The following is a 22,977-nucleotide window of genomic DNA, read 5'->3' as shown; positions in this document are numbered from 1 at the left end:
AATGGTCTAAGAGTAAAAAAATGCAATGTGTATCGTAAAGACAAGGCGTGCAGGATCAAAATCAAACGTTTGGTCCTCTTCGGCACCAATTTCTTTAGTAGTAGTCTGATGTTGCTCATCGCTGAGTAATCCCTGACAAAAAATTTAATGGAAATGTACATATCGCTTTGGTAGCGCAAACTGTGATATTCCAAAATTCACGAGTTTTAGAAAAAGCGTATACAACCAAAATACTCGAGACAAAATAAGCAATTAGCGTTGCAATTGCGGCTCCTTTGCCCCCAAACTGGGGAATTAGGAATAAATTGAGTGAAATATTTGTCACAGCTCCTGCTAAGTGAGAAACCAATGAATATTTATAATGTGACTCTAAAATCAACCACGAAGAGTAAACTCCTCGAATAAAAACAAATATCAGAGCCCATATTTGAATTGCGATCACTGAAGATGAATTGCTATAGCTTACTCCATAAAGTAGTGCAATAAGCCACTGTGACAACCCAGTAGTAATTGTGGCAATAACAAAAGCCAATATTAGATGGCACTGCAGTACCTTTGAAAGTAGTTGGGTATATTCAGTATGTGAGTCATGTTTAAGACTCTGTAATTTTGGAAAAAACACCGTCATTATCAATGCAGGAACGAAATACCAAATCTCAGACATTCTCGTGGCAGCGGCATAGAGTCCAACTTCTTTTTCATCAATCAAGTAAGCGATCATTAGTATATCTGTTTTTAAATACACATAAGAAGCAAGCCCAGAAAAGACTAACCAAAGTGATCGCCGTATCAGCTGTTTGCTGTACTTGAACGAAAACTTCCACCGAGCTATTTCGGTCTTTTTATACAAAAGTGTTAAATAGTACCCTAGATGTATGGTTATCCACTCTGCTCCTACGAATAGCAAGAATGTACTAAGCGACCATTCCAGATAAATTCCTAAGAATTTCACTGCTGAAGAAAATAAAAGAACCACTAAACGAACTATGACAGCATAATGATTTATAGCGTTTGCTTTATAATAAAGCTCTATGACACCTAAACTTCTACTCAAATTGGCAAATGCGAGCATCACAACAACAGAGTATTGTTCTGACGAAATATTAAATACGCCTGCTAATACCGAAGCTACTGCAATTAAACCCGCTAAAATACTTCCAACTAACCGTATGCCTGTTACAGTGCCAAACACCGTCTGCTCGTCTTCACCTTTTACTAGAAACTCTTTTGTAGCTATCCCCGTTAGGCCTAAACTAGAAATAGGGATCAATAAAAAGAATAGTGAAACAATAACGGAGAATTGACCTAGATCTGAAGGTCCTAGATAACGCGCTAGAATAAGAAAAAAAGCAAAGTTCAAAAAAAGATTAAACACTTTTTCAATCAATAACCAAATTAGGTTTTGCTTTTCACTTTTTTGTTGCACTTCTTTATCGCTCTTTCTAATGCTTAACATGCCGTCTCTTAGCGCATGGTGTTTTTTTAGGACAACTTCACTGGCGTTTAAGGAGCAAAAAAACTTACGCACTACATGCTTTAATTTCATCATGGAATTACCAGCCAGCAATTGAGGTACTAATTCACGAAAGTGCAGTCGTTCTCCTTTAGCATATAGAGCCCAAAACTCTTGGTTCAGTAAATTTTTCCGGCTCATTAAGTGTTTAAACTTTGCTATAAATTGATGATTGCCTATTGCATTGAAATCACTATTTGTTATCCGATCAATGCCCTCAGTTCGATCTAAAACATAAGTTGGGCAACTAATGCGTCGCCCTTTACCATATTTTAATATCAAACGTGTCCATGCATCATAGTCTATGCGAGCACATAGCTTGGTATCATACCCACCAATTTCAAGGAATCGTTTTCTTTCTACAAACACCTGTGTCGTCGCATGGTTATAATTAAGCTGTTGCTCTAAATTGAATTCCAAAGGCTTCGTATCTACTTTCTTCTTGCGATGCCCAAAATCCCAAACGACACCGCTGCATACAAACGCATATCGTTTATCATAAGCATTTAACAGTGAGCTAATTCTACTCGGTAAAAAATAATCATCATCATCAAGTCCAGTAACAAATTTTCCTCGGCAGGCTTCAAGTGCCTTATTACGCGCTGCGGCTGCGCCTTGGCTAATATCATTTTTAAGCCAGAAAACCCGCTCATCATTCCCGCTGTAACGTTTCAATAGCACCGAAGTTTCGTCGGTTGATGCATCATCAACAATAACAATTTCCATATTTGAATAGTCTTGAGAAAGTACAGACTCAATAGCTCTTTTGAGTAAATATGCACGATTTTTCGTTGCCATATATACGCTAACTAACGGCTGCTGGTCATACTCTCTCATACGTATTTTAAACTCTCATCGATGTTTTCAAATACGCTTTCCCAAGTGTACTTTTCCTTCATAATTTGACGTGAGTTGCTGCTAAGACGCTGCCACTCGGCTTTATTTTTCAAAAGTAAAATAACACTTCGCGCAAAACCTTCTTTATCTGATTCTATAAATAGATGTTCACCATGTACGAGAGATAGACCTTCCGCACCAATATTTGTAGTAACCATTGGTATTCCGCGATACAAGCCATCGACAACTTTGACTTTTATTCCACTGCCAAACCTCAGTGGTGCAACACATACACGGTGCGTTTTGTATACTTCTTCTAAATTTTCAACATAACCAAGTAACTGGATGTTTTGATTGAGGGAATGAACCCTTCGCTTTATAGCGTCGTTATATCGACCTACAATACTAAATGTAACCTCTGGAATACTCTGTTGAATAATTGGCCAACATACTTCTAAGAACCAAATTAGCCCATCTACATTTGCCTCCCATGTTAGTGTTCCTATAAACAGTATGCTGACGGAAGTATCCTCAAATACCATTTCTGGCGCAGTGAGTGACGATTCATTTCCCAAGTGATATGTATCGATAAACTTTTGAACTGACACACCCGCTTTAGTCAGCGCTATCTTATCATTTGGTGCAGTCAGCACTTTATTCGCTACACGGCACATGTCGATTTCATACCGCTTTATTCTAAGAGCCTCAAAGTAAATGGCGAATTTTTTTATGATATTCGACGTTAAACCTGCATACCTAAACCACATCACATGCTCTGCATTATGCTGATGTACGACTACTCGCCCTTGATAACTTTTAGGCACGTATTGATACATCAGATAATGATCAACAAAAATAACATCATAGTTATAAGCACGCTCCTCAACTAATGCTCTAAACGCTTTTGAATGATTTCGGTAAATAGTTAATGGTATGTTGGCGAAGTAACTTTTGAATAAATTCTTCGGTGTTCTAGGAATATTCAAGAAAGAGTGGAACACATCTATATTTGATATAAGCGCAGTAAGACTCTCAGTATTTCTTTCATCTTCTTCATTAGTTAGAAAGCAGCCAATTGATACATCGTGTAATTGTGAAAGATGCTCTAATACTCTAAAACTTTTGATTGAACTTCCACTTATAGGAGGGAAAGGAAGTTTAGGGGTTAAGAACAAAAGTCTCATTGCTATGAAATCTCAAAATAATTCAAAATTTCATTTTGCATAAAAAAAGGTTTCCTCTCAAAGGCGCTATAACTAGACGCCCAGCATTCAACTACTTTTTCGCTCAGCTTATTTAAGTTTTCACAAACAACACCGTAATTATTTGCTTCTATATATTTCGCAAGTTCCAACTGATGTTTATCTATACGCACTAGATTAGGGACAACAACGATTTTCTTACTTTGCTCTAATAATTCAAATATTGTTGCTGCACCGCCATGCGTGATAACTAAATCGGCTTGTGCAACAAACTCTTGAAAAGTCTCTGAATGAGTAAAGTAAGAGTGATTTTTTGGCGAATATCGACCTGAAGCGATTTGACAAATAACTGCATGTTTTTTGTTGGAGATCTGCTCATCTGTGGCTTTAATAAGAGAATCAAATGGTGTAGTCCCCACTGTCACCAAAATATTCATAATCTACCGCTGTATTCAGCTTTTGGATATAGAGATAGAAGTTCTTCAGATTGAACAAGAAATCTATCTGCAATTCTACTCATTATTATTCCTGAAATAGAACGACTATAAATACGACAGAAAGACTCTATGTAAAGGGTTTTTATACCAATTAACTTCATGATTAACATGGGGGTAACGCACAAACCAGGGCCTGTTGATATTGCACCCGTAACTTCATATTTGTATAGGATTCTCAGCAAATTCAAAAAAGTTACTATAATTCCAGGTAGCAAAAAAAACGTTTTTATCCAGCTGTATTTATGTCGAGTTGACGGTGCGAAATAGTGAGCGACTTCTCCCGACTTTAACGGTGAACTCCCCAAGGATACGTACAATAAAGAACTGGAACTTGAAGTCATTTGTTTTACCAAACGAACCATTTCCGTTCTATGCCCGCCTTCTCCGTATATTAACAACAATACTTTTTGTTTAGCGTGCACAGTTTGCTCTACATATTTACTACATTTACGATATATTAAATGTAAGTGCGTAAAGATTCAAAAAGTTCGGTTGCCAGTTTCAATTTAGACAACCTGGCCAGCTGCCCACCCACTGCTCCACGCCCATTGGAAATTAAAGCCACCCAACCAGCCGGTCACGTCAACAACTTCACCTATGAAGAAAAGGCCATCTACATTTTTGGCCATCATGGTTTTAGAAGATAGTTCGTTGGTATCAACACCACCAATAGTGACCTCTGCGGTACGATAGCCTTCTGTGCCATTGGGTTTTATTTGCCAATTCTCGAGCGTATTGGCAATGGCATCACATTCGCCGTGTGATAACTGCTTCACAGGTACATTGCGCCAACCGTTATATTCGATAAAACTCTGTACCAATCGCTTTGGAAAAACTTTGCTTAAACACGTCGCTAATAAAGCATCTGGCGCGGCTTCTCGCGCGTTATTAATAAGCTCATGGGCGTCATTATTCGGCAGCATATTGATACTTAGCGTATCTCCCGCTTCCCAATAACTGGAAACCTGCAACATTGCCGGGCCGCTTAACCCGCGATGTGTAAATAGCATAGCCTCTTTAAATGTGGTGCCATTACAAGTGGCATAAACATCAGTAGCAATGCCACTTAGTTCGGCAAGGGTTTCTTTGTCTTTGTCATGCAGGGTGAATGGCACAAGTGCAGCGCGTGTCGGCAGCACGTTAAGGCCAAATTGCTCAGCGACTTTGTAACCAAATGGCGTTGCCCCCAACTTAGGCATGCTTAAGCCGCCCGTTGCTATCACTAATGACTCACAGCTGTAATCGCCATTAGAAGTTGAAAGTAAGTACCCACTTTCATCTTTTTCAACCGTTAAAATTTCACAGCGCGTGGTAATAGTCACACCAGCTTTGCTGCATTCATTTAGCAATAAATCCACAATGTCTTTAGCACTGTCATCACAAAACAATTGCCCTAAGGTCTTTTCGTGATAAGCAATGCCATGTTCGGCAACTAGGCCTATGAAATCCCACTGTGTGTAGCGGCTTAATGCAGATTTACAGAAATGCGGATTGTTCGACAGGAAGTTTTCTGGGCTTGCATACATATTAGTGAAGTTGCAGCGACCTCCGCCAGACATCAGTATTTTACGCCCAACTTTTTTGGCGTGATCAAGAACTTCAACACTGCGCCCGCGTGCACCGGCTTGTGCTGCACAGAACAAACCGGCTGCGCCCGCGCCAATAATGATTACGTCGCGTTTTATCACGCTTTAGTCTCTTGGAAATACAGCGAGTGGATGGGTAGTAATTAATGCCATGTGTGCACGTGCACCTGGCTTAATGGCATTTTCGTGGCTCACGCGCACTTTTAATTGGCTGCCATTGTCTAAGGTTACTGCATATAAACGGCTTTCACCTTCATAACGGACCCAATCCACAGTACCATTTGGCTGTGGATGTGATGCACTTAAGCTTAGGTCATCAGGGCGAACAAGCAAATCTACCTCGCCACTTGCGCCTTGAAGCGGTGTGCCAGGAACGTTCCCGATATCGGTTGTAACGATATTTTCAGGGTTATTGTCACTGTCATCGAAGGTGGCACTTAAAAAACTCGCCTCGCCCATAAAACGCGCAACAAAACGGCTTGCAGGTGTTGAATAACAAGCCTCTGGCGTGTCTAGTTGTTCAAGCACACCTTTATTCAAAATACCCACTCTATCACCCACACTAAGGGCTTCATCTTGATCATGGGTTACCCAAATAGCAGGCACGCCGGCCTTTTTTAATGCACCGCGAATTTCCCAGCGCAAACTGTCTTTAAGCGCTGCATCCAAATTAGAAAGCGGCTCATCAAGTAATATGAAAGCAGGTTCATGGGCCAAGGTTCTTGCCAAAGCTACACGTTGTTTTTGCCCACCGGATAAACGCGATGGCTTTACATCGCGAAACGCATCTAACCCAAGTAAGTTCAGCCAATGATCGGCAAGTTTAGTGTCTTTTAATCTGAAGCAAACATTCTGCTGTACAGTTAGGTGAGGAAAAAGGGCGAAATCTTGAAATACCATACCCACATTGCGCTTTTCTGGCGGAACGTGTTTTTTCGCCGTACTGTGCCAGCTACCTAATGTCATTTCCCCTTCAGAGATAGGAATAAGACCCGCTAGCGCCTGAAGTATAGTTGTTTTACCGCAGCCTGTTGGGCCTACCAGCATGAGAATTTCATCTTGCCCAAGTTCAAAATTTAACTTGTCGACTACGCGGGTAGACCCATAATTCACTGACAAATTATTTACACTTAGCATTACGAACGTTCATCCTCGGTAACGGTAAATTGGGCTTTGCGTTCGCCCGACAGCATGAGTATTAAACCCACACCAGATAACAAAACAAGTAGCAACCCTGGCACAGCAGCACGACCAAAATAGCCCGCCTCATACACTCGCCACATATAGGTTGCTAGCGTTTCAAACCCGGTAGGCCCTAGCATCAATGTAGCAGGAAGCTCGCGCATTGCCTCTAAAAAGACCAGTGCTGCACCTGCTATCATACCACGAAGCGTAAGCGGCAGTGTAATGCGCATAAACGCTTCTCGCGGGCTAGCACCCAATACCCTTGCCGCTTTCACCAAACCAGAGTCGATGTTCTCTGAAGTTGTTCTAACACTACCTACTGCTAAAGGAATAAAGCGCAGTACATAGGCCATAACCAACAAGCTTAAGGTTTGATATAACGCGGGTAATTGTAACCCTACATAAACCAGTGCGGTGCCCATCACAATACCCGGCACACCAAATCCAAAGTAAGTAATACGCTCCATAAAGCGCCCTGCTTTACCCGCTATTGCTGCGTTAGCCACCGGTATTGCCAGTAAGACAGCCACTATGGCTGCAATAAATGAGGCGTGTGCGGAATTCCACGCGTATTCAAACTCAAAACCACCGGTACCTTCGCGTACCAACCACAGAAGAAATACAGCAAGGGGTAATACAATTGCCATGAATACAACCGGCATAGTAGCAATTAACACCAGATAGCGTTGCCAACGGGAAAGGAACAACATTAAGTGACGACCGGGGCGCTCTTTGGCACTACCTATTCGACTTTCAATAAAAAGAATTAGGCCGACAATGACCATCAATTGAAGGCTTAGCATGGCAGCCTGGCTAAGCCCAAAGGCGTTGTATTCCACGAATATCACTCGGGTGAAGGTGTCTAAACCCATAATAGCCGGCGTACCGAAATCTGATAGTGCATACAGCGCAGCAAGTAATGCGCCCGCTGCAATACTGTTAAATACACGTGGAAGTACTACACGCCACAAACTTGCAGCTAACGTTAACCCCAAGGTACGCGCAGCGTTAACCAAACTCGCGTCCAAACTTAACAAGCTCGCTCGGGTAGTCATCATAACAAAGGGGTAAGTATACAGGCTCATTACCAGTGCAGCGCCCCACAGGCCATTGATGGGCGGTGTACTTATACCCAATACGTTTTCTATCTCGCCCCCTTGCCCGAAAGAAAAATACATGGCGAAAGCCCCAATGTAACTGGGTAACGCCAGTGGCGCTGCTAATACAATTAGCCAAAAGCGTTTAAAAGGCATGTGAACGTAAGCAGTAAATAAAGCTAATGGCACGCCAATTAACACAGAGCCGACAATGGTCAACAATACCAAAGAAAGTGTATTGCCCAGCACGCGTAGGTTGTGAGTATCAAACAGTTGCGCACTGTCTTGGGCAAGCGAGAATAAAACGCCAACCGGCAACAATGCCATTAGCGCCACAAGTAGCGCTAGAGGGTACGACTTAGGCCAATTTGTCACAGTACGCCTACTTCCCTCATAATGTTCAGTGTAGGTCGCAAGTCTGCGAGTTTACGCAAGTCCATATCAGGTGGTGACAAACTGCTCAAGCTTGCTAGGCCTTCTGGCTGTGCTACATTTTGAACCAGTGGGATTTCGTAGGCTTCTCTTGCCAAATACGATTGCACTTCATGACTTAGTAGGTAACGGATGAAGTTTACAGGTAAATCGCCGTCACTGAGCGCCACAATTCCAGATGCATTAACTAAGCACCCTGCATCATTATTGGTATATGCAATGGCGACATTAGCATCGGGCTTACCCGATTTTAAGCGCAACGTGTAATAATGGTTAGCAAAGCCAATATCCACTTCGCCACGTTCTACGCCCATTACTACGCCTAATTCACCCGCGTATTTTTTAGCGTTGCGATTGATACCTTTCAGCCAAGCCTTAGTGGCGTTTTCACCTTCTAAAATACGCATAGCGGTAACAAACGATTGAAATGACGAATACGCTGGCGCCCAACCAATTTTCAAGTCACTGTCGGCTAATGCCATCACACTGTCTGGAATATTTTCAGGCTTTACCCGCTGAGTATTATACGGCAATGTGCGCACTCTACCCGTAACCGGTGACCAACTTGGGTATTGAAACCCTTCTTTGAGTTGTGCGGTTAAATCGACTGGCAGAGGTTTTGCCGCACCAGCATCGGTAACCATACCGATAGATCCAGTATCAACGGCCCAAAACAAATCAGCCCGTTTCACACCTGCTTTAGTCTCTGCCACTATGGTATTCGCCAAGGCAGCGGAGCCACCTCTGCGAATTTTGAGATTTAACTCAGGGTTGCGCTTTTCAATAGCCTTCAGAACATTCTCGTACAGACCGCCCTCACCTCGCCCAAGATAAAGCGTTAACTCGCCTTCTAATTTTGGCAATGTTTCCACTGATACACTGGAAGTCTGTGTCATTGCATGACCCAAACCAAGTGGCAGGCTACCTAGCGCACTTGCTGCGGCTAAGCCTTGTAAGAATGTTCTTCTTTGCATATTGCTTCCTTAAAATACGTCTTTACGGCTTTTCTCTGCTTTTACAAGAAGCTCGCGTGCACGGTCTAATTTCACCTGCATGGCCTCTACAGCTTTACGCACTGCATCAACCCCTAGGTCTTTTGAGATAGCTTGTGGAAGCGTAACGTTAAAGTCTTTTTCTAAATCTTCTACCAATGCCGCATCTTGTGCAATTAGATCGCCTTCCACACCTTCAAAACGCTGAAGATAAGTGTCGTGAACCAGTGTGGTAGCTACCTCGTGAAGTTGCTCTGCGTATTTTGCAACAACGCGGTCGAGACGCTTTTTAATGTCGTCGATAACTTCTGGGCCCGTTGTCGGTTCTTTTTCAGTGGTCTGAACTTTACTGACTAAGCCTTGCTTTTGGTATTGGGCCGCAAGTTTAACTGCGCCTAGCGCTTGCCACAAGGCGTGATTTAGCTTCTCTTGCTCTTCACGCACTTCTTTAAGCGGTTTGCCGTTATCAATAGCCATTTTTACGCCGTAGATACCTTGCCAGATTAGGGCGTAAACCGGCACGAATTGTGTCTCAATTGCCGAATGAAAATCGACTTCTTCCCAATACTCAATAAGCGCATCGGTCTTTACTGACTTATCACTTGCAGCATATCCATCAACAACACTGCCAAACTTACTTTCAAGCCAGTGAACTTCCTCTGTATATTCACCGATATGCGCGTGCAAGTTGTTTACGTGATCACCAATATCGCCATTAGCAAACGCGTTACCTGTCATTGTAAAAAGCGTAACTGCTGAAGCGAATACCATCGCGCCCATTTTTCTCAGTGTTGTTGTCATGTTATTTCCTATGAGGTTGTCCTATCGCGCAAATGATACTTATTATCATTAAGCAAGTAAAGGTAACTGAACGAACATACATGCCATATGACTCACTACAAAATGTGTATTTTTGTAGTGATAAATAGCAGATAAAAGACATCTTTATCTTATCGCTATTCAACGGGAATTATTATGCGTAAGATCATCTTTGCCCAATATTTAACTTTACTATAAAAACAAAAAGCCCACAGCATTGACGCTGCGAGCCTTTAAATTATGAGTAAAGACAATTATGGCAATCAGAGGCTATCTAACATGCTTTGCGCGTCACTTACGTCGAAGCGACCAGGATCTTCGACGTTAATTTTTCTCACTTCACCGTCTTCAACAAGCATTGAATAACGCAATGAACGCAAGCCACCAAAGTTACCAGTGTTCATGTCTAAACCAATTTGCTTAGTAAAGTAAGCATTGCCATCAGCTAGCATGATGATGTCTTCAGCATTATTCGCTTTACCCCATGCATCCATAACAAACGCATCATTAACACTTAAGCATATAATGCTGTCTACGCCTTTCGCTTTAATTTTGTCTGCTAATGCAACGTAACCAGGTAAGTGCGCTTGTGAACAGGTTGGCGTGAATGCACCGGGCACCGCAAAAACTACAACACGTTTATCGGTAAAAAGTTCGTTAGTACCTGGGTTTGTAACCTCGCCATTTTCTAACAGGCTAAAATCTACTTCAGGTAGAGTGCTACCAACTTGTATCATGCGGTTCTCCTAATTTTTCTGACACAAATACACGTCAAATCGATGTTTCTTGCTTTCAATAGCCATGGATGGTTTTTCACCGGCTAGCACATCAGCACTATTAGGGCGTTTGACGACAACACGATGTGTTGCTAGCCCAAGCGCTGGTGCCAATAGCGCGTCAGCATCGGGATCGTGTCCGAGTAATTGCTGAAACAGTCGCATTTCCTTTTTCACCAAGGCAGATTTCTTTTTGTGTGGGAACATGGGGTCTAAATACACAGCATTTACATGTTCACCACTGAAGTATTGCATTACCTCAGCACTATTTCCATGCTGAAGTGCCATTCGTTGTGCTAGCTCTGGGAAATTAATAGCAAGTCGCCTGATCCCATCTTCTAATAACGCCGCGACAATAGGCGAACGCTCTATCATTGTGACCTTACAGCCCACACTCACTAATACAAAAGCGTCACGTCCAAGGCCAGGGGTAGCATCTACTACGTGCCATTGCTCATTTCCCTTTAGTCCAACCGCTTTAACAATGGGCTCTTTGCGGCCTCCGCCGTGCTGTTTGCGATACAAGCTCGCCGGCGACGCAAAACCTACCACTATCGGCAGTACCTTTTTTTCACTGGCATCCGCTAACCCTAACACGTTGTCACTTACAAGCAGATAAAACCCTTCTGTGGGTTTATGTTCTTCGCGAGTAATAGGAAAGCCCCATTTATCAGCAATACTGTTTGCCAATTGAGTATCAGCAGCGTAATGCAAACTGGCGGTGTTAGTTGTTACAACAAGAGGAAGTACATTAAGCATGGCCATATTGCTCCTTATGACCAATCCATCGATTGATAATTGCTTGGGCATGGCTGGGGTATTTTTCCCACAAGGTATAGGCAATTTCCTGTACTTTAGGAATAAGTGCGGCATCGCGCACCAAGTCGGCTATTTTCAGTTCAGCCATACCGGTTTGTTTGGTTCCCATAAACTCACCCGGACCTCGAATTTCCAAGTCTCGCTGGGCGATATAAAAACCATCATTTGACTCGCGCAAAACACCTAAACGCTGTGTGGCTGTTTTAGACAGCGGACTTTGGTACATCAAAACACACTGACTTTCTACCGCCCCCCGTCCAACACGGCCGCGTAGCTGGTGTAATTGTGCTAACCCCAAACGCTCTGGGTTTTCTATAATCATAATACTGGCATTAGGCACATCTACACCTACTTCAATTACCGTGGTTGCCACTAGCAAGTCTAGTTTACCCTCTTTGAAGTCAGCCATCACTTGCGCTTTTTCAGCAGGTTTTAGTCGTCCGTGTACCAAGCCAACCTGCAAATCAGGCAACGCCGTTCGCAAGGTAATTGCTGCATCTTCAGCTGCTTGGCATTCAAGCACTTCCGACTCATCAATCAAGGTACAAACCCAATAAGCTTGTCGCCCATTCTCTTTACACGCTTGCCGTACGCGCTCAATCACATCAGCACGACGAGTATCGGGTAAAACCACCGTTTGCACAGGGGTACGCCCCGGAGGTAACTCATCGATAACCGATGTATCCAAATCAGCATAGGCAGTCATGGCCAGTGTTCTTGGAATAGGCGTAGCTGTCATGATCAACTGATGAGGGTAACGACCTTGTTGCTCACCTTTATCACGTAGCGCTAACCGTTGATGCACACCGAATCTGTGCTGCTCATCAACAATCACTAACGCCAATTGTTGATAGTTCACACTCTCTTGAAATATGGCATGTGTACCTACCAACATTTGAATATCACCAGCTTCTAAACGCGCTAACACTTCATTACGTGCTTTGCCTTTAAGCTTTCCAGCAAGCCAGCCCACTTCAATACCTAACGGCTCTAGCCACCCTCTAAAATTATTAGCGTGCTGTTCTGCTAATAGTTCAGTGGGCGCCATTAACGCAACTTGATACCCTGCGCCAATTGCAGACAACGCTGCAAGCGCCGCAACCAATGTTTTACCTGAGCCCACATCACCTTGTACCAAACGCATCATAGGTCGCGCGTGCTGCATATCTTTTTGAATATCAGCGACAACCCTGGCTTGGGCGCCAGTGGGTGAGAACGGCAGTTGGGCTAGCATTTTGTCAATTAAGGTTTGATTTACAGCTATAGGTATACCAGGCTGTGCGTCAGAAAGTTTGCGCACCTTGAGTACACTTAAGTGATGCGAGAGTAACTCTTCTAAAATAAGACGATATTGCGCTGGATGTAAGCCCTCTTCCATCTCATGCACATCAACATCAGGCGGTGGCCTGTGCACCAAATGCAACGCTTCATTTAAGCTAATTTGCTCATCGTAAATGCCTTCAGGTAACAAATCGGCTAGCGCGCCTTTATCCAGAAGGACAAGGGCTTGTTCGGTTAAATTGCGCAAAGTGAGTTGCTTAACGCCATCGGTGGTTGGATAGACGGGAGTTAACGACTCTTCACTTGGTGGAGCGTCTTGGTCTACCAACTTAAACTCAGGGTGCATCATTTCAATGCCCCATTTACCCGTACGTACTTCACCAAAGCAGCGAACTGTGTTGCCTGGCGTCATCATTGAACGCTGTACTGCACCAAAGTGAAAAAAACGCAGTGTAATAGTGCCGGTTCCATCACTAAGCTTTACCGCCAGCATACGCTTTTTGCCATATTGGATATCGGCGCTCATGACTTCGCCTTGTACGCTCACGTGTGTGAAAGGGCGACACTCTGCAACACTATAGATACGGGTTCTATCTTCATAGCGATGCGGTAAATGGAACAAAATGTCCTGAAGGGTAAACAAGCCAATTTTATTGAGCTTTTCTGCCACCTTTGCACCCACGCCCTTTAGCGCAGTAATTGGTGTAGTGGCCAGTGCTTGCATTGGTCGACGTCCTTCTTTCACATTATTGATACAAACGCTAAGCGCTTAAATTTAAACGAAGTGTAAAGGATTGCGTGAAAGTTGGCGAGTACGCTTTAGGTCAGTTTTCATAGAATAAACATCAACAAGGCTAAAACATAAATTAATACACTTGTGTAAACTGTGGTTGCGATTGTTTACAGTAACTAATACCTTTCGAAAAAATATTGGCATAAGCAGCACTTAAAATAATGATCAGCTTAACGCAATTAGAGATAGTAGATTTAGCACTGCGCTTTGCGGCATGTGGTCAACTGTCTCTATTGATGTTTTGGTTTGGTAGAAAGACTGCAGTTGGTCAAAAGCGTGCCTATCAGTTTTTTGTGCTATGTATCATCAGCTACATACTGCTAACTACACCTATTGCAGATGAAGATTATGGCTGGTTGCGACGTCCACTGTTGCTAATCACAGATCTAACCGCATTTTCACTTTGGTTTCTTGCTCTTAAGATACTTAAACCAAATAAGTCATTGTTACAATATCCCAAGTGGGTAACCATTCCTGTTGCTATTTGGTGTATGGGCTTAGCGTATTTTTTCCTCTTTTCCTCAGCGAAGGGAATTATGCACGATATAAATCACGTTATCGGCTTTATTACATTGGCCTATGTGGTTTTTGTCTGTTCTTACGGATACTTTGATGACCTCATAGATAAGCGTCGAAATGCAAGGCTTCGTATTGTTATTGGCTGTGGTATCTACATGGCAGTATTAACACTGTTCGAATTGGTTTTGATTGAGGTAAAAAACTTTACCCTGTTTAGCTTCATAAATGCCCTAATCATCGCGCTACTATCGAGCTTATATACAGCTAAATACATAGCGCAGAGTTCGCATATTGAGAGTGCAACTGCTACCAACACTACTGATATACCTTCACCTAATGTTCATACCGCACCAAAACCTCGCTCTTTACATGCAGACAAATTAGCCGCAGCGATGGATTCGGGTATTTACAAACAACAGGCTTTTTCCATTGGTACCCTATCTGAAACAATAGGCATACCTGAACATCAATTGCGAAAGGTCATTAACCAGGAACTCGGATTCAGTAACTTCTCACATTACCTAAATAGCTATCGCATTCCATATGTATGTCGTCAATTAGAAGATAAGCAACAACGACACATTCCTATTTTGACGTTGGCACTTGAAGCAGGCTATGGCTCTATTGCACCGTTCAATCGCGCTTTCAAACATCATATGGGCAAAACACCAAGTCAATATCGTGATCAGTTTCAATAATGATCATATTTTTTTAAAAACGATAAGATAAAACCAATATTTTTCAGTTAACTAGTGCGTATTAAACTTTTATGAGTACGCGTTAATGAAATACAAAAAATCGGTCATCTTCATTGTGATCACTAGTCTCTTTATTTATTTTTCTCTTCCTATTTACCAGTTTTATGCACACCGATATAAAGTGCCAATGTTAGTGCCATGGGGTGACATATCGATACCGGAAGAGGCTCCGCAATACAGCGAATTACACCAGCGAGACCTAGCGCAAATTGCTGAAAATGCCCAAGCACTTATTGGTGAACATAGGAAGAAAATAAACGCACCGGGGCTTTCTATTGCTGTAGCAATCGACCAGAAACTTGTTTGGGCAGCAGCGTCTGGGTGGTCAGATATTGAAAGTGAGCAGGCTATGACTGCCGACACAAAACTGCGCATAGGTAGCACATCAAAAGCACTCACATCTACAGGTCTTGCACGCATGGTACAATCAAACCACATCGCCCTTGATACCCCTTTGAGCGCTATTTTCACTTCTTTACCAAACCCTGAATGGGCAAACATTACACCTCGCCTTTTGGCATCACACAGTGCTGGCATGCCTCATTATAAAGAAAATACAGACCGCTACGGCTTGCTAAAATCAATTACCCTAAATACCCACTACGACAATGTTGATGATGCGGTTTCATTGTTTGACGACAGTGAATTGCTATCTACACCTGGCGAGCAATTTTACTATTCAAGTCTTGGCACTGTTCTTCTCAGCTCGGCTATGCAAAACAGTGTGGAACAGACTTATCAGCAATGGATGCAACAACAAGTGTTAAGCCCTCTTGGTATGAGCAATACAATGCCTGAAGGTCAAAGTACGGCAGACAAGTCATCGTCCACCTTCTATTGGCAGGATAGAAGTGAGCAAAAAAACGTGCGCGTCTGGCGAAGTGTTGACTTAAGTCACAGACTTGCCGGCGGTGGTTGGCTGTCTACCTCTAAGGACTTAGCAAAGCTTGGGCAAGGGTTTCTTAATGATAGCTTTGTTGAGCCGTCGATACGCACTGAGTTTTGGACACCACAAGTGCTTAACAGTGGCAAAGTGAACCCGCAAAATTACGGCATTGGTTGGAGGATACATACATTAACATTGAATAATGATGAAGAGGTTAAGTACGCACACCACGGCGGTGTATCCAGAGGAGCCCAAAGCTTTTTGGTAGTTGTACCCAAATACAAGCTGTCACTAGCTGTTAATATAAATACTAATACAGCCGAGTTTCAAGAATTTAGCAGTATTGTTGGCGACATAATTCGCCTGTTTTTAGATTCCAGCATTGTGTCAACACAGCAAAACAAAAGCGAAAGCGAGTGAGATTTTACTGTGCAGAGCTACGAGTGTTGCTAAGCACTAAGACGGTGCCATAACGAGGCTTTAAAACCAAATTATGGCACTGTGCTTAAGGCTTTTCGCTTTTTACTAATTGGCCTCGAGCGCATTAGCCTCAGCTTGGGTAATTTGCATTTCTTGCCACCAACTGTCTTCGGCGGCAACTTCGCCCAACTCATTGATTGGCGGGAATGGAAGCCCTTTGCGCTGACAAAGCTTAAATAGCTTGGGGTAGCCGTTTTGAAAAGCGAGTGCCTGACATTCAGCTTCTGGCAAATGCTGAGTATTATACATACCTGCAATAGTGCGCTGACGTTGCGCTTCATACAACACCAAGGCAGCGGCAACCGATACATTTAGCGATTGTACCATGCCCATCATCGGAATAACGATGTCCTGATCGGCCATAGCAATGGCTTCATCGGTAGCACCGTACTTCTCTTGACCGAACAAAATAGCGGTAGGTTTAGTGTAATCTACATCGCGAAAATCTATGGCAGTATCAGACAAATGGGTGACAAGTACTTGCATTCCTTGCCCTTTTAAGGCCGTCATTGCATCTTGAATATTGTCATGATTCGTTTGGCGAACCCATAGCTGGCTGCCCATCGCCGTTCCGCGACGAAACTGATATTTCTCTTCCCATACCGTATGGACGCGGTGAATACCAACTGCATCACAAGTTCGCACAACAGCAGACACATTATGTGGCTTGTGCACATTTTCAAGACAAACGGTTAAATCCGTTTGTCTTCTATCCAGCACGTTTCTTATACGCTGGTAACGCTCAGGTGACATGGCTTACTCCGGTAACTCCATAACACCATCAATCTCAATTTGCGCCCCTTTAGGTAACGCAGACACTTGTACTGCTGCACGCGCAGGGTAAGGCTTATTGAAGTACTGACTCATGATCTCATTTACTTTTGCAAAATGACTCAAGTCAGTAAGGAAGATATTTACCTTCACCAAATCATTCATGGTTCCACCAGCTGCAGTACAAACCGCTTTGATGTTTTCGAATACTTGCACTGCCTGCGCTTCAAACTCTTCAGACACCATTTCCATGGTTTCTGGTACCAGTGGAATTTGGCCCGATAAATAAACCGTAGTACCTGCTTTAGCAGCTTGGCTGTAAGTACCAATAGCAGCAGGTGCCTTATCGGTCTGAATAATAGACTTAGACATAATATTTCCTAAATATGTTTTAAATTAGTGTCGAGATTTACTGTGACGTGAGACTTTTTGAACCTCAGGCATGGTACGAATTTTCTTCATTACGCGGGCCAAGTGCACACGATTGTGCGTAGTGAGTTCTAAGTCAATAAAGTAAATATTACTCTCTTTCTCCTCAGTTTGCAGACCAATGATATTAGAATCACACCCTGAGATAGTGTTAGTTAATGTTGCCAGTGTGCCTTGGTGATTAAACAGCTCTATGCGTAGTGACGCTTTAAACTCGCCTTGAGGCTCATCATCCCATTGCATAGGCAGTACACGCTGTGGCTCTTCTTTAGTGAGCTTGCGAATGTTATTACAGCCTGTTTGGTGAATAGTCATTCCTCGCCCTGGGCTTAAAACAGCCACAATTTCGTCGTCGGGAATTGGGTGACAACAGCGCGAATAATGCACCAACAAACCTTCCGTTCCGCGTATGGCCACATTGCCTTTTTTATCAGAAAGATCAGATGTGCTCTCTCCTAATAAACGGCGAGCCACAATGGCACTTAGTTCGTTGCCAAGGCCAATATCTACGAGTAAATCGTCAAAGCTGTCGTGCTTTGTCTCAGCCACTACACGGTCAATATCTTCTTGCGGAATTTCGTCTAATTTCACCGCACCTAATGCATGGCGCAACAGACGATTACCCATATTTACCGCTTCTTGGGAATGTTGCTTCCTCAGGTACTGACGAATACGCGTGCGCGCCCGAGCACTCACCACAAAATTGAGCCAATTGGCATTCGGCTTTGCCTTAGGAGAGGTAATAATTTCAACCGTTTGTCCATTTTCAAGTGGCTTACTTAAGCTGAAGTTTCTACGCTCTACACGTACACCTACACAGGTATTTCCCACATCAGAGTGCACCGCATAGGCAAAATCTACGGCAGTTGCGCCCATCGGTAGTTCGATGATGCGTCCATCGGGTGTAAATACGTAAATTTCATCGGGGAATAAATCAGTCTTAACCGATTCAATAAACTCGAAAGATGAACTCGCTGATTGCTGAAGTTCAAGCAGGCTTTGCATCCACTTACGAGCTCGCAATTGTGCTGTGGTGCCATTGTCACCAGGCTCTTTGTACAACCAGTGCGCCGCCACACCTTTGTCGGCCATTTGATCCATTTCCTGTGTACGAATTTGAATTTCAACAGGAATGCCGTGCGGGCCAATAAGTGAGGTGTGTAAAGACTGATACCCATTAGTTCGAGGTATAGCGATATAGTCTTTGAAGCGATTTTCGATGGGCTTATATAAACCGTGCATTGCACCTAGTGCGCGATAGCAATTGTCAACCGACTGCACCACGATACGAAACGCATAAATATCCATTACCTCATTGAACATCAGTTCTTTGTTTTTCATTTTACGATAAATGGAATAAAGGTGCTTCTCGCGCCCCAGTACATCAGATTCTATTTCGTATGCCTGTAACCGTGTATTCAGCTCTTCTCGAATATTCTCGATAATTTCTTTTCGGTTGCCTCGTGCTTGACGTACAGCCGACTTAAGCGCGCGATGTCTCATTGGATACATGGCCTGAAAACCTAAATCCTCAAGCTCATTTTTGATATCGTGAATACCCAAACGATGGGCAATAGGCGAGTATATTTCTAGTGTTTCTAAAGCGATACGACGTCGCTTGTCTGGGCGAAGTGAACCCAAAGTACGCATATTATGCGTACGGTCGGCTAGCTTGATCAGAATAACCCTGATGTCTTGCACCATGGCCATCATCATTTTGCGGAAGTTTTCTGCTTGTGCTTCCTGTTTGGTACTAAAAGCGAGTTTGTCGAGTTTACTGACGCCCTCAACCAATTCAGCCACCGTATTGCCAAATGCCTCAGCTAGGTCTTCTTGACTGTAGTGAGTGTCTTCTATTACATCGTGAAGTAGTGCAGCCATGATAGTTTCATGGTCTAGGTGCATGTCAGCAAGAATACCCGCAACTGCAACTGGGTGTGTAATATAAGGATCGCCGCTTGAACGCATTTGGCCGTCATGCGCCTCTTGCGCCAGAACAAAAGCATCTTGCACCAGCTGTACCCGATCGGCTGGTAAATACTCAATTACTTTTTGCTTTAAACCTTCAAACAAATACACAGTGCAGCATGACCCTTGAATAACGTTACAGTGTTTAGAATACGTTTTATTGCGCTATAAGCCAATACGCCAAAAGTAAAGCGCCAGTGCTTTTTTCAAAGCACTGGCGCCAAATAACCTGTAAAAGCCCTTAAAAGGGAGTTTTTACTGATCAGAAAGTATGCTAGCAACTGACGCAAATTCAACATGTTCTTGTTGTTCTTGCGCTTGTAACTCAGCTTGCTCTAGGGTTGCTGCAGTTACGAAACCTTCTTCAATTTCACGCAGCGCTGTAACCGTTGGCTTGTCGTTTTGAACATCAACCATAGGATCTTTGCCTCCAGTGGCAATTTGACGCGCACGACGTGCGGCAACAAGCACTAGGTCAAAGCGGTTACCAATTTTATCTACGGCATCTTCTACAGTTACGCGAGCCATGTATTTCTCCGAAAATTAGGTTGAGCAAGTAATTCAAAAAACGGCCGCGTAGTATACACAGATGTCATACGCGATCCTAGTGTTTTGTTTGAAATTAAAGCAGCGCGATCACTTTGATCGCCGCACTTTAAAAACAATTTCAATATTCTAAGTGGGTAAAACCTAACTTAAGCAGTACCCAGTAATTCATCTAACAATGGTTGATAACGCATTTGCTGTTTAATGCTTCTCAAACGCTGAGACGTCACAATAGCCTCAAGGTCATTTAGGGCCGTTGCGAAATCATCATTTACTATCACATAGTCAAATTCATTAAAGTGTGACATTTCAGACACGGCTTGAGACATGCGCCCAGCAATCACTTCTTCACTGTCTTGACCACGATTAGTCAAGCGTTGCTCTAACACCTCTAATGAAGGTGGAAGGATAAAGATACCACAAGTATCTGGCATTAACGCTTTTACTTGGCGTGCGCCCTGCCAATCAATATCTAAAAATACATCAATACCGCGATGCAACGTTTGCTCAATTGTCACGCGTGACGTACCGTAATAGTTACCAAACACCTCAGCGTATTCAAAAAAGACACCCTGCTCGATAAGCGCTTCAAATTCTTCTCGGCTCACAAAGTGATAATGAACACCGTCGACTTCACCAGGTCGAGGCTGTCGAGTGGTGTGAGACACGGACACCTGCATGGGTGAATGGGTATTACCCTCATACTTTTCCATCAATGCTTTTATGAGACTTGATTTACCCGCACCAGAGGGCGCTGCAAGAATGAAGAGATTGCCAAGTTGTAAAGCCATAGAGTATTAAAATTCTTTTAAAATATGATGATCTCGAAACGCAATGATAGCATAGTAAACAGTATTGCCGTAATAGCGAATGTTTAACGCGCTGTTTTGCACAGTAAAATTAAGTGATGTTTCGCTTGGAAAATAAAAAATAATAACAGCAAGAGTTCATGAATCTAATTTGCCGTATTGTGAACTTCAGGAAACGATACTTATTAAAGGAACTAACAGAATGAATCAGCAACTTCTTCCTTTCGTAGAGGTTAGCCCATCTGCGTCACCAAACGCTTGTGTTATATGGCTACACGGATTAGGTGATTCTGGCCATGGATTTGCGCCTATTGTCCCCGAATTAAAACTGCCAGCATCTATGGCTGTAAAATTTATATTTCCACATGCGCCTGAGCGCCCTATTACCATAAATAACGGCATGCGAATGCGCGCTTGGTACGACATCAAATCACTGGATTTTAAAAGTCGGGCTGACTTAGGTGGTGTGCAAGAGTCATCGGCACAAGTCGAGCAGTTAATAAACACACAAATTGAAAGTGGAATTCCCGCAAATCGAATTGTATTGGCGGGCTTTTCACAAGGTGGTGTGATTGCATTACACCTAGCTCCCCGTTTTGGCCAAAAACTGGCCGGCGTATTGGCCTTGTCTACTTATATGTGTGAGCCCGATTTATTGGCGAAGGATGCTATAGACATCAACCGTGATACCCCCATCATGATGGCTCACGGAGAAGAGGACGAAGTCGTTCCTGTTTTCATGGGCAACGCAGCGTACAACGCCCTAAAAGAGAACAATTTTAATGCCACATGGCAAACCTACACCATGCAGCACAATGTGTGTATGCAAGAATTAACTGATATAGGTTTGTGGCTAAAAAAGGTGCTTGATTGAGCACACACTAGACAGTCTATTCATTATCCACTCATTCAACGACTCGGTTTCTACCCTGTTCTTTGGCTTTGTATAAGTTGTCATCTGCTTGTTTGAGTGTGGCGTTTAAGTTGCTATCCGTTAATGCCGTCGCCACGCCAAAACTCGCTGTAATCACGTGATGAATATCCCCTTTTTCAAAAGGGGTTTGTTCTATTGTTGCTCGTATCTTTTCTGCCAGTTTTACCGCTTGAGTAAGCGTTGCATGTGGAAATAGAATAAGGAACTCCTCTCCTCCTGTGCGCGCAACAATATCGCTTGTTCGAACCGTATCTTTCATCAAAGTGGCAACGTGAATTAACGCTTCGTCACCAATATCATGCCCGTAGGAGTCGTTAATTCTTTTAAAATGATCGATGTCCACAACCACGGCACTGATAGGAAAGTAAGCGGTGGGATCTTGCATCGCCTTTTCAAAAAATACCGCTTCTAAAAACCTTCTATTGGGTAATTTCGTTAATGGGTCTGTATTGGCTTGGCGCATACGTTCTAGATTTTCTTTTAACAGCGCCTTTCTACTTTGGTGCCAGAAATTCTCTCCGATAAAAGCTACGCAAATAAAAGCAAGGGTTGAGATAAGAAAACGTGAAACATGTTCTGGCGGGTAGTTTGCTGCAATATTGTCTTGGTGAAACAGCATAAATATAGCCACGCCCATTGTTACCGACACATACACAATAGCAGGCTTGAATGTGACGACGATAATCTGAATAAACAGTAGTGGATAGATAAAATACAAACCGGTGTTATGTAGACCGCCGGTATACACCAAAGCATTGATAGTAAAAAATACAATGACGCCAGCAATGTAATAAAAAATATCGCTTCGGGAATAAATATGCGAAAGAAGTACGTTAGCAAACACTACCGCAGAAGATACTGCTAGCGAGCCCACTAACAAAGTATCACCACGACCCATATTAACCCATGCCATTACGGCCATGATGATGCCGCCAACATAAGATATAAAGTACAGTGTTAAACGCCTGCGCTTAGCTTCAGCCTCGTCTTGCTGTGCACCTCTCAATAGTTGTCGAATTGATGATGTGTCCATGCAGCCCGCAATCCC

At 43.2% G+C, this 22,977-nt stretch carries 21 protein-coding genes; 3 read left to right on the top strand and 18 right to left on the bottom strand.

The features are described 5' to 3' along the window. Positions 1-115: 115 nt before the first annotated feature. From EYR97_RS10345 to recG, 12 genes are all read right to left on the bottom strand, one after another. Positions 116-2,311 carry a glycosyltransferase gene (locus EYR97_RS10345; protein WP_165478020.1) on the bottom strand — a complete coding sequence of 732 codons (2,196 nt, stop codon included), beginning with the start codon at positions 2,309-2,311 and terminating at the stop codon, positions 116-118. Positions 2,312-2,346: 35 nt separating this feature from the next. Then, positions 2,347-3,534: a glycosyltransferase family 4 protein gene (locus EYR97_RS10340; protein ID WP_131093746.1), complete on the bottom strand. Its 1,188-nt coding sequence runs from the start codon at positions 3,532-3,534 to the stop codon at positions 2,347-2,349. Between the two features lie 2 nt (positions 3,535-3,536). Then, on the bottom strand, positions 3,537-3,989 hold the full coding sequence (pssE, locus tag EYR97_RS10335; RefSeq protein WP_131093745.1) for a PssE/Cps14G family polysaccharide biosynthesis glycosyltransferase: 453 nt from the start codon (positions 3,987-3,989) through the stop codon (positions 3,537-3,539). Further along, positions 3,986-4,390: a PssD/Cps14F family polysaccharide biosynthesis glycosyltransferase gene (pssD, locus tag EYR97_RS22685; RefSeq protein WP_404840962.1), complete on the bottom strand. Its 405-nt coding sequence runs from the start codon at positions 4,388-4,390 to the stop codon at positions 3,986-3,988. The genes pssE and pssD overlap by 4 nt, the downstream gene beginning before the upstream one ends. Positions 4,391-4,555: 165 nt before the next feature. Further along, positions 4,556-5,737, bottom strand: a complete 1,182-nt coding sequence (locus EYR97_RS10325; protein WP_131093743.1) for an NAD(P)/FAD-dependent oxidoreductase — start codon at positions 5,735-5,737, stop codon at positions 4,556-4,558. 3 nt (positions 5,738-5,740) lie between these two features. Then, positions 5,741-6,772, bottom strand: a complete 1,032-nt coding sequence (locus tag EYR97_RS10320; RefSeq protein WP_131093742.1) for an ABC transporter ATP-binding protein — start codon at positions 6,770-6,772, stop codon at positions 5,741-5,743. Continuing rightward, positions 6,772-8,292 carry an iron ABC transporter permease gene (locus EYR97_RS10315; RefSeq protein ID WP_131093741.1) on the bottom strand — a complete coding sequence of 507 codons (1,521 nt, stop codon included), beginning with the start codon at positions 8,290-8,292 and terminating at the stop codon, positions 6,772-6,774. The genes EYR97_RS10320 and EYR97_RS10315 overlap by 1 nt, the downstream gene beginning before the upstream one ends. Continuing rightward, positions 8,289-9,323 carry an extracellular solute-binding protein gene (locus tag EYR97_RS10310; protein ID WP_131093740.1) on the bottom strand — a complete coding sequence of 345 codons (1,035 nt, stop codon included), beginning with the start codon at positions 9,321-9,323 and terminating at the stop codon, positions 8,289-8,291. The genes EYR97_RS10315 and EYR97_RS10310 overlap by 4 nt, the downstream gene beginning before the upstream one ends. 9 nt (positions 9,324-9,332) lie before the next feature. After that, positions 9,333-10,142, bottom strand: a complete 810-nt coding sequence (locus tag EYR97_RS10305; RefSeq protein ID WP_131093739.1) for a hypothetical protein — start codon at positions 10,140-10,142, stop codon at positions 9,333-9,335. Positions 10,143-10,423: 281 nt separating this feature from the next. After that, positions 10,424-10,897 carry a peroxiredoxin gene (locus tag EYR97_RS10300; RefSeq protein WP_131093738.1) on the bottom strand — a complete coding sequence of 158 codons (474 nt, stop codon included), beginning with the start codon at positions 10,895-10,897 and terminating at the stop codon, positions 10,424-10,426. Between the two features lie 9 nt (positions 10,898-10,906). After that, positions 10,907-11,695 carry a class I SAM-dependent methyltransferase gene (locus EYR97_RS10295; RefSeq protein ID WP_131093884.1) on the bottom strand — a complete coding sequence of 263 codons (789 nt, stop codon included), beginning with the start codon at positions 11,693-11,695 and terminating at the stop codon, positions 10,907-10,909. Then, the gene (gene recG, locus EYR97_RS10290) at positions 11,688-13,760 is read right to left on the bottom strand and encodes an ATP-dependent DNA helicase RecG (RefSeq protein ID WP_131093737.1); all 2,073 of its coding nucleotides are present in this window, start codon (positions 13,758-13,760) and stop codon (positions 11,688-11,690) included. Before recG ends, EYR97_RS10295 begins: the two co-directional genes overlap by 8 nt. Before the next feature lie 230 nt (positions 13,761-13,990). On the opposite strand from recG, the gene EYR97_RS10285 reads away from it, so the two are divergent. Further along, a complete protein-coding gene (locus EYR97_RS10285) occupies positions 13,991-15,046 on the top strand; it encodes an AraC family transcriptional regulator (RefSeq protein WP_131093736.1) in 1,056 nt (351 codons plus the stop codon). A gap of 85 nt (positions 15,047-15,131) precedes the next feature. Beyond that, positions 15,132-16,412 carry a serine hydrolase gene (locus tag EYR97_RS10280; protein WP_131093735.1) on the top strand — a complete coding sequence of 427 codons (1,281 nt, stop codon included), beginning with the start codon at positions 15,132-15,134 and terminating at the stop codon, positions 16,410-16,412. A 105-nt stretch (positions 16,413-16,517) separates the two neighbouring features. Here EYR97_RS10280 and trmH read toward each other — a convergent pair whose 3' ends face one another. The 5 genes from trmH to gmk form a co-directional block, all read right to left on the bottom strand. Further along, positions 16,518-17,225: a tRNA (guanosine(18)-2'-O)-methyltransferase TrmH gene (trmH, locus tag EYR97_RS10275; protein WP_131093734.1), complete on the bottom strand. Its 708-nt coding sequence runs from the start codon at positions 17,223-17,225 to the stop codon at positions 16,518-16,520. A gap of 3 nt (positions 17,226-17,228) precedes the next feature. After that, positions 17,229-17,615, bottom strand: coding sequence for a RidA family protein (locus EYR97_RS10270; RefSeq protein WP_131093733.1), 387 nt, complete (start codon positions 17,613-17,615; stop codon positions 17,229-17,231). 24 nt (positions 17,616-17,639) lie between these two features. Continuing rightward, complete coding sequence (gene spoT, locus EYR97_RS10265; protein ID WP_131093732.1) at positions 17,640-19,751, bottom strand: bifunctional GTP diphosphokinase/guanosine-3',5'-bis pyrophosphate 3'-pyrophosphohydrolase; 2,112 nt, start codon at positions 19,749-19,751, stop codon at positions 17,640-17,642. A 144-nt stretch (positions 19,752-19,895) separates the two neighbouring features. Further along, positions 19,896-20,168 carry a DNA-directed RNA polymerase subunit omega gene (rpoZ, locus tag EYR97_RS10260; protein WP_131093731.1) on the bottom strand — a complete coding sequence of 91 codons (273 nt, stop codon included), beginning with the start codon at positions 20,166-20,168 and terminating at the stop codon, positions 19,896-19,898. A gap of 167 nt (positions 20,169-20,335) precedes the next feature. Next, positions 20,336-20,977, bottom strand: a complete 642-nt coding sequence (gmk, locus tag EYR97_RS10255; protein ID WP_131093730.1) for a guanylate kinase — start codon at positions 20,975-20,977, stop codon at positions 20,336-20,338. A 220-nt stretch (positions 20,978-21,197) separates the two neighbouring features. On the opposite strand from gmk, the gene EYR97_RS10250 reads away from it, so the two are divergent. Further along, complete coding sequence (locus tag EYR97_RS10250) at positions 21,198-21,869, top strand: alpha/beta hydrolase (RefSeq protein WP_131093729.1); 672 nt, start codon at positions 21,198-21,200, stop codon at positions 21,867-21,869. Positions 21,870-21,900: 31 nt separating this feature from the next. Here the strand turns inward: EYR97_RS10250 and EYR97_RS10245 are convergent, their stop codons facing one another. After that, the gene (locus EYR97_RS10245) at positions 21,901-22,962 is read right to left on the bottom strand and encodes a GGDEF domain-containing protein (protein ID WP_131093728.1); all 1,062 of its coding nucleotides are present in this window, start codon (positions 22,960-22,962) and stop codon (positions 21,901-21,903) included. Positions 22,963-22,977 lie beyond the last annotated feature (15 nt).

The sequence above is a fragment of the Alteromonas sp. KUL42 genome, assembly GCF_006538325.1.
In the GTDB taxonomy this organism is placed as follows: domain Bacteria; phylum Pseudomonadota; class Gammaproteobacteria; order Enterobacterales; family Alteromonadaceae; genus Alteromonas.
This window is presented reverse-complemented; position numbering and strand designations above follow the sequence as displayed.

Bases quoted from the DNA above. Each gene is read 5' to 3' on its own strand.
- EYR97_RS10285 (WP_131093736.1), top strand. From the start codon at position 13,991: ATGATCAGCTTAACGCAATTAGAGATAGTAGATTTAGCACTGCGCTTT.
- EYR97_RS10295 (WP_131093884.1), bottom strand. From the start codon at position 11,695: ATGCTTAATGTACTTCCTCTTGTTGTAACAACTAACACCGCCAGTTTG.
- EYR97_RS10250 (WP_131093729.1), top strand. From the start codon at position 21,198: ATGAATCAGCAACTTCTTCCTTTCGTAGAGGTTAGCCCATCTGCGTCA.
- EYR97_RS10310 (WP_131093740.1), bottom strand. From the start codon at position 9,323: ATGCAAAGAAGAACATTCTTACAAGGCTTAGCCGCAGCAAGTGCGCTA.
- EYR97_RS10345 (WP_165478020.1), bottom strand. From the start codon at position 2,311: ATGGCAACGAAAAATCGTGCATATTTACTCAAAAGAGCTATTGAGTCT.
- EYR97_RS10270 (WP_131093733.1), bottom strand. From the start codon at position 17,615: ATGTCTAAGTCTATTATTCAGACCGATAAGGCACCTGCTGCTATTGGT.
- EYR97_RS10245 (WP_131093728.1), bottom strand. From the start codon at position 22,962: ATGGACACATCATCAATTCGACAACTATTGAGAGGTGCACAGCAAGAC.
- EYR97_RS10305 (WP_131093739.1), bottom strand. From the start codon at position 10,142: ATGACAACAACACTGAGAAAAATGGGCGCGATGGTATTCGCTTCAGCA.
- pssE (WP_131093745.1), bottom strand. From the start codon at position 3,989: ATGAATATTTTGGTGACAGTGGGGACTACACCATTTGATTCTCTTATT.
- trmH (WP_131093734.1), bottom strand. From the start codon at position 17,225: ATGTCACCTGAGCGTTACCAGCGTATAAGAAACGTGCTGGATAGAAGA.
- EYR97_RS10340 (WP_131093746.1), bottom strand. From the start codon at position 3,534: ATGAGACTTTTGTTCTTAACCCCTAAACTTCCTTTCCCTCCTATAAGT.
- rpoZ (WP_131093731.1), bottom strand. From the start codon at position 20,168: ATGGCTCGCGTAACTGTAGAAGATGCCGTAGATAAAATTGGTAACCGC.
- gmk (WP_131093730.1), bottom strand. From the start codon at position 20,977: ATGGCTTTACAACTTGGCAATCTCTTCATTCTTGCAGCGCCCTCTGGT.
- EYR97_RS10280 (WP_131093735.1), top strand. From the start codon at position 15,132: ATGAAATACAAAAAATCGGTCATCTTCATTGTGATCACTAGTCTCTTT.
- EYR97_RS10300 (WP_131093738.1), bottom strand. From the start codon at position 10,897: ATGATACAAGTTGGTAGCACTCTACCTGAAGTAGATTTTAGCCTGTTA.
- recG (WP_131093737.1), bottom strand. From the start codon at position 13,760: ATGCAAGCACTGGCCACTACACCAATTACTGCGCTAAAGGGCGTGGGT.
- EYR97_RS10320 (WP_131093742.1), bottom strand. From the start codon at position 6,772: ATGCTAAGTGTAAATAATTTGTCAGTGAATTATGGGTCTACCCGCGTA.
- pssD (WP_404840962.1), bottom strand. From the start codon at position 4,390: ATGACTTCAAGTTCCAGTTCTTTATTGTACGTATCCTTGGGGAGTTCA.